12 protein-coding genes are annotated in these 14,104 nt (G+C 61.3%); 11 read left to right on the top strand and 1 reads right to left on the bottom strand.

Annotated elements, in window-relative coordinates; genetic code table 11:
• Positions 1 to 210 precede the first annotated feature (210 nt).
• The 10 genes from H2Z84_RS03125 to gap all read left to right on the top strand — a co-directional run bounded on the left by H2Z84_RS03125 (position 211) and on the right by gap (position 12,298).
• Positions 211 to 939: a substrate-binding periplasmic protein gene (locus H2Z84_RS03125; protein WP_181834681.1), complete on the top strand. Its 729-nt coding sequence runs from the start codon at positions 211 to 213 to the stop codon at positions 937 to 939.
• An 81-nt stretch (positions 940 to 1,020) separates the two neighbouring features.
• Entirely contained in the window at positions 1,021 to 1,608 is a 588-nt protein-coding gene (tsaC, locus tag H2Z84_RS03120; RefSeq protein ID WP_258869272.1) for an L-threonylcarbamoyladenylate synthase type 1 TsaC, read from the top strand.
• A 26-nt stretch (positions 1,609 to 1,634) separates the two neighbouring features.
• Complete coding sequence (gene tolQ, locus H2Z84_RS03115; RefSeq protein ID WP_181834680.1) at positions 1,635 to 2,303, top strand: protein TolQ; 669 nt, start codon at positions 1,635 to 1,637, stop codon at positions 2,301 to 2,303.
• A gap of 115 nt (positions 2,304 to 2,418) precedes the next feature.
• Positions 2,419 to 3,294, top strand: a complete 876-nt coding sequence (gene yedA, locus H2Z84_RS03110; RefSeq protein ID WP_181834679.1) for a drug/metabolite exporter YedA — start codon at positions 2,419 to 2,421, stop codon at positions 3,292 to 3,294.
• A gap of 484 nt (positions 3,295 to 3,778) precedes the next feature.
• On the top strand, positions 3,779 to 4,513 hold the full coding sequence (locus H2Z84_RS03105) for a GntR family transcriptional regulator (protein WP_059286461.1): 735 nt from the start codon (positions 3,779 to 3,781) through the stop codon (positions 4,511 to 4,513).
• Positions 4,510 to 5,631: an N-acetylglucosamine-6-phosphate deacetylase gene (nagA, locus tag H2Z84_RS03100; RefSeq protein WP_181834678.1), complete on the top strand. Its 1,122-nt coding sequence runs from the start codon at positions 4,510 to 4,512 to the stop codon at positions 5,629 to 5,631. The genes H2Z84_RS03105 and nagA overlap by 4 nt, the downstream gene beginning before the upstream one ends.
• Complete coding sequence (locus H2Z84_RS03095) at positions 5,612 to 6,634, top strand: SIS domain-containing protein (protein WP_258869271.1); 1,023 nt, start codon at positions 5,612 to 5,614, stop codon at positions 6,632 to 6,634. The genes nagA and H2Z84_RS03095 overlap by 20 nt, the downstream gene beginning before the upstream one ends.
• A 173-nt stretch (positions 6,635 to 6,807) precedes the next feature.
• Positions 6,808 to 9,306 carry a phosphoenolpyruvate--protein phosphotransferase gene (ptsP, locus tag H2Z84_RS03090; RefSeq protein ID WP_181834677.1) on the top strand — a complete coding sequence of 833 codons (2,499 nt, stop codon included), beginning with the start codon at positions 6,808 to 6,810 and terminating at the stop codon, positions 9,304 to 9,306.
• Positions 9,307 to 9,369: 63 nt separating this feature from the next.
• Positions 9,370 to 11,112, top strand: a complete 1,743-nt coding sequence (gene nagE, locus H2Z84_RS03085; protein WP_181834676.1) for an N-acetylglucosamine-specific PTS transporter subunit IIBC — start codon at positions 9,370 to 9,372, stop codon at positions 11,110 to 11,112.
• A 175-nt stretch (positions 11,113 to 11,287) separates the two neighbouring features.
• A complete protein-coding gene (gap, locus tag H2Z84_RS03080) occupies positions 11,288 to 12,298 on the top strand; it encodes a type I glyceraldehyde-3-phosphate dehydrogenase (RefSeq protein WP_181834675.1) in 1,011 nt (336 codons plus the stop codon).
• A 216-nt stretch (positions 12,299 to 12,514) separates the two neighbouring features.
• On the opposite strand, the gene H2Z84_RS03075 is transcribed toward gap, so the two are convergent.
• On the bottom strand, positions 12,515 to 12,958 hold the full coding sequence (locus tag H2Z84_RS03075) for an Lrp/AsnC family transcriptional regulator (RefSeq protein ID WP_181834674.1): 444 nt from the start codon (positions 12,956 to 12,958) through the stop codon (positions 12,515 to 12,517).
• A 453-nt stretch (positions 12,959 to 13,411) separates the two neighbouring features.
• Between H2Z84_RS03075 and phoB the strand changes: the two genes are divergently transcribed.
• Positions 13,412 to 14,101: a phosphate regulon transcriptional regulator PhoB gene (phoB, locus tag H2Z84_RS03070; RefSeq protein WP_124644101.1), complete on the top strand. Its 690-nt coding sequence runs from the start codon at positions 13,412 to 13,414 to the stop codon at positions 14,099 to 14,101.
• Positions 14,102 to 14,104: the final 3 nt, after the last annotated feature.

Here is a 14,104-nt window from a genome sequence, read left to right as displayed (position 1 = left end):
CGACACTTCCCAGATGATTCGAAGCGTTCACCTTAGGGCTAGCCTGGCTATTGATCTATCAGACTGGTCATGCCATTTGGGCGGATCAGTCTGCTGTGAATCACTTCTATTTCTTGTCAGCGCAAGTACCCGATAGCGCAAGCTCTTATCCTTGACTAATGTGAACAGTGGGAGTCGGTATGGTTACCGCGTGGTATTGGGAGGGGTAAGATGCGCATCCAACTATATTTGGCTAGCCTGTTGTTGCTGTGCAGCCAACTGGTCCAGGCAGCCCCTCCGCTCAGGGTGCTGACCGAGGATTACCCGCCCTTCAACATGATGGGGCAGGGCGGTCACATCAGTGGTTTGTCCACTGACATCGTGCAGGAGCTGTTCCGACGTGCTGGCGTCAGTTATGACATCAGCTTGCTGCCGTGGATACGCGCTTTCAATCTGACGGTACTGGAAGCCAATACCTGCCTTTACTCCACGACGCGGACCGATAGCCGCGAGCATCAGTTCAAGTGGATAGGCCCGCTGGTGGAAAACCCCTGGGTGCTGTATGCGCGAGCCGACAGCCGGCATGCCATCCTGTCGCTGGAGGAGGCGCGCAGTTTCAAGATCGGCGGTTATAGCGGCGATGCCATCTCGCAATACCTGATCGACCGTGGCTTTGATGTGGATTTGGCCAACACCGACCAGCTCAATGTCAAAAAGCTGCTGGTCGGACGCATCGATTTCTGGGCTACCGGCAAATATCTCGGCGCATCCTTGCTGGCACGCGAAAAGGTCAGTCAGCTCAAACCGGTGCTGACCTTCAATACCACCTTGCTCTATCTAGCCTGTAATCCTGCGATGGCGGACAGCCAGGTTCAGCAACTGAATGAATTGCTGCGTGGCATGCAGCGCGACGGTACGCTGGCGCGCATCAATGCCAAATATCTTAACCAGAAAGACTGAAACTGCTGCAGATCGCGGTTTCATCCCGGGGGACGCTGCCGCTACAATGGCAGCTTCTGTTTTTTTGTGGTTTGTTCGCCGATGTCCCACCTGCCATTGCGGTCGTCCCGTCGCCGCTTGCCCAAGGCCGGCCTGATGCAGCAGGCACGCGCGCGCTTGCAAGCGGGCGGCATGATCGCCTATTCCACCGAATCCTGTTTTGGCCTGGGCTGTCTGCCTGAGGATGCGCGCGCCATCCGGCGCGTATTGGCGGTGAAAGCCAGGCCGAACCACAAGGGCCTGATCGTCATCGCTGCCGATGTCAGCCAGATCCGCCACCTGGTCAAGCCGCTGTCGCCGGCACAATGGGCGGAACTTGCCGGCTACTGGCCCGGTCCTTATACCTTTTTGTTGCCAGCCTCGCATAAAGTGCCGCCGGCCTTGCGCGGTCGCCATGCGCAGCTAGCCGTACGCATTACCGCCCATGGCGAAGCAGCTGCCTTGTGCCGGGCGCTGGGCACGGCGCTGGTGTCGACCTCGGCCAACCGTGCTGGCCAGCGTTCGCTCAAGACTGCCCGTGCTTGTCGGCAGGCCTTTGGCGAGCGGGTTTTGACCCTGCCGGGTCGTATCGGCAAGCGCAGAAAGCCTTCCACCATCATCGATTTCGCTAGCGGCCGCGTTTTGCGCTAGGCCGCGCTTTTAGACAAGGAAACATCGTGCAGCAGATTTCCATTTTCAGTCTGGTGATGAATGCCAGTCTGGTGGTGCAGCTGGTCATGGCCGGTCTGGCCGTGGTGTCCGTGCTGTCCTGGGCACTCATCTTCAACAAGATTGCCGTGCTGCGGGCGGCTCGGCGCCATAGTGACGAGTTCGAGCGCAATTTCTGGAGCGGGGCCGACCTGAACCGGCTGTACGAGGATGCCAACCGGCGCAATGACAGCGTGGGCATGGAGCGCATCTTTCAGTCTGGCTTTGCCGAATTCCTCAAGCTACGCGGTCGTAGCGGGGCCGAGCTGTCCGACATCATGGATGGTTCGCGCCGTGCCATGCGCGCCGCTGCCCAGCGTGAGCTGGATGCGTTGGATAGCCATACTTCCTTTCTGGCGACGGTGGGTTCGGTCAGCCCCTATGTCGGCCTGTTCGGCACAGTGTGGGGCATCATGCATGCCTTTATCGGGCTGGGTAATGCCGGCCAGGCCACCTTGTCCACCGTGGCACCGGGTATTGCCGAAGCACTGGTAGCCACGGCCATCGGTCTGTTCGCCGCCATTCCGGCGGTAGTGGCCTATAACCGCTTTGCCACCGATGTCGACCGCCTGGCTACCCGCTTTGACACCTATATGGAAGAGTTTTCCAACATCCTGCAGCGGCTGGCCACCCGCTAGGCTGCAGGGTCGAAGGCCGGGATTGTTCTGCCTGCAGAACAGATATTTTCCCGGCAAGGCTTGAGTTTTCTGCATGCGGAAGGCATGGTAAGCGGCCAGTATCCCCGAGTCCGCCATGCCTTCCCGCCACGCTTCGCTGTCCGTGCTGACCCTGTCGGCCTTCTTCGCCCTGTATGTGATCTGGGGCTCTACCTATTTCTTCATACGCATCGGTATCGAATCCTGGCCGCCCTTCATGATGGCCGGCTTGCGTTTTCTGTTTGCCGGCAGCGTGATGCTGGCTTTCCTGCTGCTGCGTGGCCATCGTCTGCCTAGCCGACAGGAGCTGCGCGGGGCCGCCATTCTGGGGGTGTTGATGCCGGCTATCGGCAATGGCTTTGTCACCCTGGCAGAAAAACAGGTGTCCTCCGGGGTGGCGGCGCTGGTGGTGGCCACCGTACCCTTGTTTACCGTGCTGTTTGGCCGCTTCTGTTTTGGTCTGCGCGCCACGCGGCGCGAGTGGGCGGGCATTGCGCTGGGTATGCTGGGCATGCTGGTACTGAATCTGGGGTCCAATTTGCGTGCCAGCCCGCTGGGGGCGTTCTGGCTGCTGTTTGCTTCGGCCGGCTGGGCGCTGGGTTCGGCCTGGAGCCGGGTCATCGTGCAGCCCAAGGGGCCGATGGGCAGTGCCTGGATGATGATTTTTGGTGGTCTGGCCTTGCTGCTGGGCAGTACTGTGGTGGGCGAAAGGCTGGCAGCCGCGCCGTCATGGCAGGGCTGGGCAGCCATTGCCTATCTGTCGATCTTTGGCTCCATGCTGGCCTACAGCGCTTATCTGCATCTGCTGAAGACCGTGTCGCCGGCAGCGGCTACCAGCTATGCCTACGTCAACCCGATCATTGCGGTGATGCTGGGGGTATTACTGTTGGGCGAACATGTTGGCCAGCAGGAAATCATCGCCATGGTCATCATCCTGTCCGGGGTCATTCTCATCAGCTGGCGCAAGCGCTGATTACGACTTGCGGCAGACCGCTGCCGCTTCATTCCTCCGGCAAAGGGCCCCTGCGAAAGCAGTGGCCCTTTTTCCATGTCTGCGACCATGCTCATACCAGTTGCTGTGGTTTTCTGGCCACGCATCGTGCGGCGATGCGGAGGCCGCGCTGTCCTGTGCAAGGCGTGCTGCGCCCTGCGGCCTGTCAGCGGTGATCAGCCGGGCTCTGCACGGTTTAGCTGCTTATTTATTACCAATTCAATACCAATTTGCCGTTGTGCTTGCTGGGAAGTACTTGTCACTTCGCGTGGAGTGTCACCGGTTTTTCCTGCATTTACTACCTGTTTCCCGTGCTTGCTACATCTTTTTATGGGGGTTTTGAGAAAATTGGTATTGACGTGGTATTTAAGTGGTATTAACTTCATCAGCAATCCAGCCGCTAGGCGCAGCCGGGAATGAGTGCGATATTCAGGCTGTTATCGTCAAGACCACATGCAGACCGCTTATGGAAAATCGCTGGAGTGCACTCAAGCCCGAGGGTGAATCCACCACCCCGCTGTATTTGCAACTGGCCAGAAAACTGGCCGATGCCATTAATGCCGGCTGGTGGCAGGCCGATGAGGCCCTGCCATCGGAGCGGACTTTTTCTGAAGAACTCGGTATTTCGCGGGTGACTGCCCGCAAGGCCATGGATGTATTGCTGGAGCAGGGGCTGATTCGCCGCCGTCATGGCTCGGGCACCTTTATCACGCCCCGGCTGGAGCAGCCCCTGTCGCGGCTGACCGGATTTACCGAACAGCTGCGTCAGCGCGGGTTCGAACCTTCGTCGGTATGGCTGGAGCGGGGCATTCATCCGCCCAGCAACGACGAGGTGATCAAGCTGGGCTTGTCCCCCACCTCGCAGGTGGCGCGGCTGAAGCGGCAGCGGCTGGCTGATGGCGTGGTGATGGCGATAGAGATGACCACATTGCCAGTGGCCTATCTGCCAGAGCCGCATAAAGTAGGCAACTCGCTGTACGCCTACCTGGATGCCGCTGGCCACTCGGTGGTGCGCGCCTTGCAGCATATCCGGGCGGTGAATGCCTCGCCGGAGATCGCTGCGCTGGCCGGCATCCGCCAGGGCGAGGCCATGCTGTTGATTACCCGGATCGGCTTCAATGCCGACAATCTGGCAATAGAACTGACTGATACCTATTGCCGTAACGATTACTACGACTTTGTCGCTGAACTGAGACGATGACGACACAACATGTACTGCAGGGCCGCATCCTGAGCGGCAATGGCTGGCTGGACGGCACGATCACCCTGGGTGCGGATGGCCGCATCGCCGCCATCGATGGCCGGCTGGCCTCTGGCCGCGCGGTAGAGCGTTACATCCTGCCCGGCTTCATCGACCTGCATGTACACGGCGGCGGCGGGGTAGACATCATGGAAGGCGGCCGCGCGGCCGAAGCGGTTGCCCGGCTGCATGCGCGGCATGGCACTACCGCCATGCTGGCCACCACCATGACCGCGCCGATGGACGAGATTGAAAACGTGTTGGCCGCGCTGGGGCCTTGCTGCCGTCAGCGCACCCCCGGCACGGCACGGCTGCTGGGCGTGCATCTGGAAGGCCCGTACATCAATCCGGGCAAGCTGGGTGCCCAGCCGGACGATGCCTGTCGTGCCGTGCTGTCGCAAATCGACAAGCTGGGTCAACTGGCCCCCATCGCGCTGCTGACGCTGGCGCCGGAAATTCCCGGCCATATGGAGATCATCCGTGCGCTGAGCGATGCCGGCATCCGGGTGCAGATCGGCCATACCCTGGGCAGTTACGAGGACGGTGTGCAAGCGCTGCAGCAGGGTGCGGCTGGTTTTACCCATTTGTTCAATGCCATGAGCGGCCTGCATCACCGCGAGCCGGGCATGGTGGGGGCCGCGCTGGCGCATGCCGAATATGCCGAGCTGATCCCGGACCTGCTGCATGTGCATCCCGGTGCCATCCGCACTGCCTTGCGTGCCATTCCCCGGCTGTACTGTGTCACCGACTCCACTGCCGCTGCCGGCATGCCGGACGGTGAGTACAAGCTCGGTTCGCATGCGGTGACCAAGTGCATGGGCGGGGTGCGGCTGGCCGACGGCACGCTGGCGGGCAGTACGCTGACCATGGATCAGGCCTTGCGCAATCTGCTGGCCATCGGGCTGCCGCTGGCCGAGGCCTCGCACCGGCTGTCCTTGTATCCGGCCGACTACCTGGGCCATGCCGACCGTGGCCGGCTGGAAACCGGCGCCTGGGCCGATGTGCTGGTACTGGACGATGCCTTGAATTTGCTGGATGTCTATCTGGAAGGGGAACACCTTGTCGTCTCTGATGTATGAAGAAGCGCTGTCTGCGGCCGATGCCGTAGCCACACAACACATGTATGCCGATGAAGGCCTGGCGGTGCTGGGCCGCGAACTGGCTAATGCCCGGCCCACGCTGGCGCTGACGGTGGCGCGTGGCAGCTCCGACCATGCTGCCAGCTATTTTGCCTATCTGGCCATGCAGCGCCTGGGTGTGCCGGTGGTGTCCCTGCCTATGTCGCTGGTGACGCTGCACCACGCGCCGCTGGCGGTGAAGGGACAACTGGCGGTGGCGCTGTCGCAGTCGGGCCAGAGCCCGGACCTGATCGACACCATGAGCCGCCTGGCCGAAGCCGGTGCCCGCACCGTGGCGCTGGTCAACAAGCATGAATCGCCGCTGGCTGCTGCCTGTGAGTGGTCGCTACCCTTGTGTGCCGGTGAGGAAAAGAGCGTGGCCGCCACCAAGAGCTATATCGCTTCGCTGTCGGCAGTAGCCCGGCTGGTGGCGCACTGGCAGGGTGATAACGGCCTGCTGCGGGCGCTCGATGCCCTGCCGGAGCAACTGAAAGAAGCTTGCCGCCAGGACTGGAGTGCTGCCATTCCCGTGCTGGCCAGTGCCGAACGCATCATGGTGGTAGGGCGCGGTCTCGGTTTTGCCGTGGCACTGGAAGCTGCGCTCAAGTTCAAGGAAACCTGCGCCATCCAGGCCGAAGCCTTCTCTGGTGCGGAAATCAAGCATGGGCCGATGGCGCTGATCGACGAAGGCTACCCCTTGCTGGTGTTTGCCCCGCGTGGACCGGAGCAGCAGGGGCTGATTGCCCTGGCCGCCGAGATGCGTTGCCGTGGAGCGCGGGTGCTGCTGGCCGCGCCGGCCGATGAGCCCAGTCGTGACCTGACGCTCAGTGTTGCGGATGACGAGGCACTGGATCCCTTGCTGGCCATCCAGAGCTTCTACCTGATGGCTGCACAATTGTCCGAGGCGCGTGGCCTCAATCCCGATACCCCGCGTCATCTGTCCAAGGTAACGCGCACGCATTGAAGCCTGATCCAGACATGGCTGCCAGCAGGCCGCCAATGACAGACCAGACACGGTTTGGCGCCGTGTCCGGCCCGGCTTGCGCCTATTGCTGGCGCAGCTGGCCGGGCAGGGCCTGAACGCCAGGAGTCCTCCCTGCGGGACGGCACCTCCTGGCATAGACAGGAGGATGTCCGATGAACCCTTCGCTGCAACTCATAGCCCCATTCAGCGGGCTGCTGCTGCCTTTGTCGCAGGTGCCCGATCCGGTCTTCGCCGGCCTGATGATGGGCGATGGCCTGGCCATCGAACCCCTGTCCTCCACCCTGCTTGCCCCCTGTGATGGCGTCATCAGCCAGTTGGCGCGCACCCACCACGCCCTGACACTGACTGCTGCCAATGGTGCGCAAATCCTGCTGCATATCGGCATCGACACCGTGCAGCTGGCTGGGGCCGGCTTTACTGCCCTGGTGGCACAGGGCGACCGCGTGCGACAGGGGCAGGCGTTGATCGAGGTCGATCTGGATGTCGTGGCGCGCCGGGCAGCTTCGCTGATCAGCATGCTGGTGATCGCCAACGGCGAACACTACCAGCTGGACGAGCGCGCCAGCGGGCTGGCGCAGGCCGGACAAACGCCGTTGCTGCGTCTGCATGCCTTGCCTGCCGCTACCACTGCCTATGCCAGCGAGCTGACTGGCGAAAGCCATGGGCGCGCCACGGTACGGCATGCCGGCGGCCTGCATGCCCGCCCGGCAGCACTGGTACAGAATGCGGCGCGGCCGTTTGCCGCCCAGGTGCAGGTGGCGTTCAAGGGACATAGCGTCAACGCCAAAAGCATGGTGGCACTGATGACTTTGGGTGTTGCCGAAGAGGACGATGTCGAGGTGCTGGCACAGGGCAGCGATGCCGCAGCGGCGGCTGCCGCCGTCATTGCTGCGTTGCAGACCCGTAGCCAGGGCGCGCATGCCACGGCACAGCCGGTGGCGCGGCCTACGGTGGCGGCAGGCATGTTGAGTGGAGTGTGCGCTGCGCCCGGTCTGGCCATCGCCCCGGTACTCAGGCTGGATATCCGCGAGCCGGAACCGGTGCAATGGGCCGATGATCCAGGGCAGGAAGCACGCTGGCTGCAGCAAGCCTTGCAGCAGCTGCGTGGTCGGATAGGCCAGTCCGTCAACGATGCCCTGCGCCGTGGAGCGCAGGCACAAAGCGAAATTTTTTCAGCTCATCTGGCCTTGCTGGACGACCCGGAGCTGTTGCAGGCCTGCCAGAAGGGCATCGCCAGCGGCCTGAGTGCCGGTTTTGCCTTTCGCCAGGCCATCAGTACCCAGTGCCAGCTGCTGGCTGCGCTGGGCAATCCGCTGCTGGCCGAGCGCATTGCCGACCTGCGCGATCTGCAGCGGCAGTTACTGCAGATCTTGCTGGGCGAGGAGAGCCAGCCACCGGTGTTGAGCGTCCCGGTCATTCTGGTGGCCGAAGATCTTGCCCCGTCCCAGCTGGCCAGCCTGCCGCAGGACAAGGTGGCCGGCATGCTCACCGCAGCCGGTGGTGCCACGTCACATGTGGCCATTCTGGCGCGTGCGCTGGGCATTCCGGCACTGGTGGCCTGCGGGCCTGCCGCCCTGCAATTGCACACCGGGCAGCAGGTATTGCTGGATGCCAGCCAGGGCTGGTGCCATCCGGCTCCGGATGAGCGCACCCTGAGCGAGGCTGCCGGGCGCATTGCCGCGCTGGTCCAGCGAAGACAGCACATGCAGGCCTGCGCCAATGCCGCCGCCGTCACGCTGGATGGTGTCAGCATCGAGGTGGCCGTCAATGTCGCCAATGCCGATGAAGCCCGCGACGGCCTGCGTCATGGCGCGGACAGCGTGGGCCTGACCCGGACCGAATTCCTGTTCATCGACCGGCAGCAGGCACCGGATGCCGCCGAGCAGCAACAGGCTTATCAGGCGGTATTGGATGCCATGCCGGAGCGTCCCGTCATCATCCGCACCCTAGATGTGGGCGGCGACAAGGAAGTGCCTTATCTGCAGCTGCCGGCCGAGACGAATCCGGCACTGGGCTTGCGCGGCATCCGCAGCGGCTTTGCCGACCCGGCCCTGCTTGATATGCAGCTGAACGCACTGTTGGCGGTACAGCCGCTGTCACGGCTGCGCATCCTGCTGCCGATGATCAGCGAAGTGGACGAGCTGTTGCGGGTAAGGCAGCGGCTGGAGCTGTTGGCCGGTCAACTGGGCTTGAGCGAGCGTCCACAGCTGGGCGTGATGATCGAAGTACCTGCCGCGGCCCTGCTAGCCGACCAGTTGGCCCGTCATGCCGATTTTCTCTCTATCGGTACCAATGACCTGACCCAGTACACCCTGGCCATGGACCGCTGCAATGCCACGCTGGCATCGCGGATGGATGCCCTGCACCCCGCGCTGTTGCGGCTGATCGCCATGACGGTGGAGGGCGCACGCCAGCATGGCAAGTGGGTGGGTGTGTGCGGTGCCCTGGCTTCCGATCCGCTTGCGGTACCGGTGCTGGTCGGGCTGGGCGTGACCGAACTATCGGTCAGTCCAGGCCTGGTACCGGAAATCAAGAGCCGCATCCGCGCGCTGGATTTAGCCGTATGCCAGCGCGAAGCACGCTCCATGCAGACGCTGAGCTCTGCCAGCGAAGTACGACAACGCGCACAACACTGTTGGCCGGCTGCCTGAGCCGGCTTGCGGACAAAACGGGATGGCCGCCAGGTCATCCGATAAACCCAAGGAGGAGTTGAGGTGAGTACACAGAACAAGTTTGCTGGCATCCAGCAGCTGGGCCGTGCCCTGATGCTGCCGATTGCCGTATTGCCCGTGGCCGGCTTGCTATTGCGGCTGGGCCAGCCGGATCTCTTGAACATCAAGGTGATGGCCCAGGCCGGCGATGCCATTTTTGGCAATCTGGCGCTGATTTTTGCCATCGGTGTGGCCGTGGGCTTTGCCCGCGACAACAACGGCGCGGCCGGGCTGGCCGGTGCCATCGGCTATATGGTGCTGACCGCGGTGCTGAAGGTAATGCCCGACACCCTGCTGGGCTACGATGCTTTCAAGACGCTGGTGCATCTCGATCCGGCGGGCAAGCCTTTCGCCATCAATATGGGTGTGCTGGCCGGTATTCTGGCGGGCCTGGTGGCCGGTGTGCTGTACAACCGCTACAAGGACATCAAGCTGCCGACCTATCTGGCCTTTTTCGGTGGCCGACGCTTTGTACCGATTGCCACCGGCTTTGCCATGCTGCTGCTGGGTGTTGTGCTTGGCCTGGCCTGGCCGCCGGTGCAGAACGGCATCGATGCGCTGGGCAAATGGCTGATTGGCGTTGGTGAGATCGGCCTGTTCCTGTACGGCATTCTCAACCGGCTGCTCATCGTCACCGGTCTGCATCACATCCTCAACACCATGGTGTGGTTCCAGGTGGGCGATTACACCGATGCCGCCGGCAAGCTGGTGCACGGTGACCTGACCCGTTTCTTTGCTGGTGACAAGAGTGCCGGCATGTTCATGAGCGGCTTTTTTCCGGTGATGATGTTCGGCCTGCCCGCCGCCTGCCTGGCCATGTATCGTGCGGCCAAGCCGGAAAACAAGGCTGCGGTAGGGGGCGTGTTGTTCTCCATGGCGCTGACGGCCTTCCTGACCGGCGTGACCGAGCCGGTCGAGTTCGCCTTCATGTTCCTGGCTCCCGTGCTGTATGCCATCCATGCCGTGCTGACCGGTGTTTCTATGGCGCTGATGTATGCGCTGGGCGTGCATCTTGGTTTCGGCTTCTCCGCCGGCCTGTTCGATTACCTGCTCAACTTCGGCATTGCCCAGAAACCGTGGCTGCTGCTGCCGGTGGGCCTGCTCTATTTCGTGGTGTATTACAGCCTGTTCAGCTTCTTTATCCGCAAATTCAATCTGCAAACCATGGGGCGGGAGGATGCCCCGCAAGTTGCCGTACAAGTGGTGGAAGGCTCGGCGCGTGCGCATGGCTTCATCCTGGCGCTGGGTGGTGCCGCCAACCTGAAGTCGGTGGATGCCTGCACAACGCGTTTGCGCCTGCAGGTGGCGGATAACGCCAAGGTGGATGAAGCCGCGCTCAAGGCCCTCGGCTCGCGTGGGCTGATCAAGCCGGCCGCCGGCAGTGTGCAAGTGGTGTTGGGGCCGGAGGCCGATCTGATCTCTGATGAAATCCGCACTGCCTTGCAGCAGGGTGCTGTGGTGACGGATAACGCCGCACCTGCGGTGGTGTTGAGCAGCGTCAGGGCCGTGGCCAGCAGTGGCCAGCGCAATGACTGGCTGCAGGCCCTGGGTGGAGCAGCTAATGTAAAGCATGTAGAGGCAGTAGCCGGCAGTCGCTTGCGAGTGGAGGTGGCGGATACCAGCCTGGTGGATGAACAGGCCCTGCACGCCCTGGGCGCGCGTGGTGTGACCACATTTTCCGGCAATCTGCTACATGTGGTATTGGCAGAAGACCCTGCTCCTTTTGCCAGTTTGTTGCAGGTGTGAGCGCACTCGGCCACTACAGGGCGGCGGGCCTTGTCTGACAAGGATTTCACCGCTTTGTTGGTAGCCTGCACACTACTTTTGTAGTCGCTTGCTTACAGAGCAAAAGGAGCAGAAATTGAATGGCGCAGGGCACGCTTAGATGACCTTGCGCCATTATCATTTTGGAGGATGCATCATGACGTTGAAAGTTGCCATTAATGGTTACGGCCGTATCGGCCGCATGGTGGTCCGCGCCTGGCAGGAGCGTTTTGCTGACCGCGATATCGAAATCGTGGCCATCAATGACCTGGGCAAGCCGGAACTGCACGAACACCTCACCCGTTTTGACAGCGTGCATGGCCCCTTCGGTGGCACCGTTACGCTGGAAGGCGATGCCCTGGTGGTGAACGGCAAGCCGATCAAGCTGCTGTCCATCCGCAACCCGGCCGAGCTGCCGTGGAAAGAACTGGGCGTGGATGTGGTACTGGAATGTACCGGCATCTTCACCAAACGCGACAAGGCTGCCCTGCATCTGGAAGCGGGTGCCAAGCGCGTGCTGATTTCGGCTCCGGCCAACGATGCTGATGCCACCGTAGTATTCGGTGTCAACGACGATGTACTCACCAGTGCCATGACCGTGGTCTCCAATGCGTCCTGCACCACCAACTGCCTGGCCCCGCTGGTACAGCCGCTGATCGACACCATCGGTATCGAACGTGGCCTGATGACCACCATCCACGCCTACACCAACGACCAGGTGTTGCTGGATACCGATCACTCCGACCTGCGCCGTGCCCGTTCTGCTGCCGTGTCGATGATCCCGACCAAGACCGGTGCCGCTGCTGCAGTGGGCCTGGTGCTGCCCAAGCTGAAAGGCAAGCTGGATGGCTTTGCTGTCCGTGTCCCGGTCAGCAATGTCTCGCTGGTTGACCTGACCTTCACTTCCTCCCGTGACACCACGGTGGAAGAGGTGAACGAACTGATTACCACCGCGGCCAAGGGCCGTCTGGCCGGTGTACTGGCCGTCAACACCCTGCCGCTGGTCTCGCGTGACTTCCTGCACCACCCGGCTTCCAGCGTGTTTGATTCCACGCTGACCCGTGTCATCGCTGGTCGTGAAGTCAAGGTACTGTCCTGGTACGACAACGAGTGGGGCTTTGCCAACCGCATGCTGGATACCTCGCTGGCCTGGGTGGCTGCCAAGTAATCCGTTTCTCCCTGGTGGCGTCAGAACCGCCAGAGGGAAACCGGTGCAGTAAACCTGGCTGGCATTGCTCAGAAGATGCCTGCCGGGTGCTTCGTTCGTAGATGTGCTTCTATATGGTCTCTCCCAAGAGTTTGGCCGAAGAATCGTCGATTCTTCGGCCATTTTTTTGTCTGGGCAGGACGATATCTGGTGTGGCAGCCGGCTGCGGAGTGGCTTTCAGTCGTCCTGCAGCAGTTGCGGCATACGCGGTACGACCGGCATGTCGATAATGATGGAGGTTTTGGTATCACCAAACTGCATCAGCTGGGCGATCAGTGCCTGCAGGCTGGGCATGGCGTCGACAGCCACCTTCATCATCAGGCCACTGGTGCCAGTGATGGAGGCGCACTCCAGCACCTGGGGCAGGCTGCGGATGCGCTCCAGCACCACGTAATACTCCAGGTGCTTCACGGTCAGTTCGATCATGCACAGAATCGGCAGTCCCACTTTGGCCGGATCGATCTGTGCCTGGTAACCGGTGATGACGCCCAGACGTTCCAGTTTCTCCACCCGGTCGGCAATGGCCGGTGCCGACAGGTTCACCCGGCGCGCCAGTTCGGCAAAGCTGATACGTGCATTTTCGTGCAGGGCAGCCAGAATTTTTTTGTCGAATTTATCCATGCTTTGAATCGAAAGTTTAATGGCCTAAAAAAGCCATTTTACAAGGCATTAATGCGAAAAATCCCATATTTTTACATTAAATTATTGCTGCTTGCTCCGTACAATGCCTGCCGTATCAGAGCCGTTTCGGCACTGTCCCGCCGGGATGGCTCTTGTCCGGATTCGTTGCTGATGGGTTCATTTGCATGTAACCCGTTTGAAACTGTCCTGGTGATCTCTTTGTCCCTGGTCTCAAGTCAGACAAACAAATTTTTGACGAAGGCCATTCCGGGTCTGCCTTGCGGCAGGCCCGTTTTTTTTGCCTGTTTTCCGGATCAGGCATGGCAAGATGACAGCCTTGCCCGTTGTGTTGGTGCGTGTGGCAAAAGTTTCGGCAACTATTTAAGAAATGTCATATTTCTGTAATCGCTGGTTTTTATCCTTGCCATAATCAAACCGGGACTGGACCGATACATGGCTGCCAATATTTTGCTTGTCGAAGACGAACCGGCGATTCAGGAACTGATCGCCTTTAACCTCACTCAGGCGGGGCATCACGTCTTGCGTGCCAGCACGGCCGAAGCCGCCCTGACCCTGGTGCGCAATGCACTGCCCGATCTGGTACTGCTGGACTGGATGCTGCCGGGTGCCTCCGGTGTGGATATCGCCAGGCGCTTGCGTTCGGACGAACGTACCAAGCATATTCCCATCATCATGCTGACCGCCCGCTCCGACGAGCAGGACAAGATAACCGGGCTGGAGTCCGGTGCCGACGACTACATCACCAAACCCTTCTCGCCGCGCGAACTGCTGGCTCGCATCAAGGCTGTGCTGCGTCGCCGCGCCCCGCAGATGACCGATGATGCGGTCGAGGTGCAGGGCTTGCGGCTGGACCCAATCACCCATCGCGTCAGTGGCAATGGCGGCACCATCGATCTGGGGCCGACCGAATTCCGCCTGCTGCATTTCTTCATGACGCACCCGGAGCGTGTACACTCGCGTTCCCAGCTGCTGGATCAGGTGTGGGGCGATCATGTCTTCGTGGAGGAACGTACGGTTGACGTGCATATCCGCCGCTTGCGCAGTTCGCTGGAAACCACCGGCCATGATGCCCTGATTCAGACCGTTCGCGGCACGGGTTACCGTTTCTCCACCCAGCAGTGAGGC

This window comes from Aquitalea aquatica (assembly GCF_013911085.1).
In the GTDB taxonomy this organism is placed as follows: domain Bacteria; phylum Pseudomonadota; class Gammaproteobacteria; order Burkholderiales; family Chromobacteriaceae; genus Aquitalea; species Aquitalea aquatica.
This window is presented reverse-complemented; position numbering and strand designations above follow the sequence as displayed.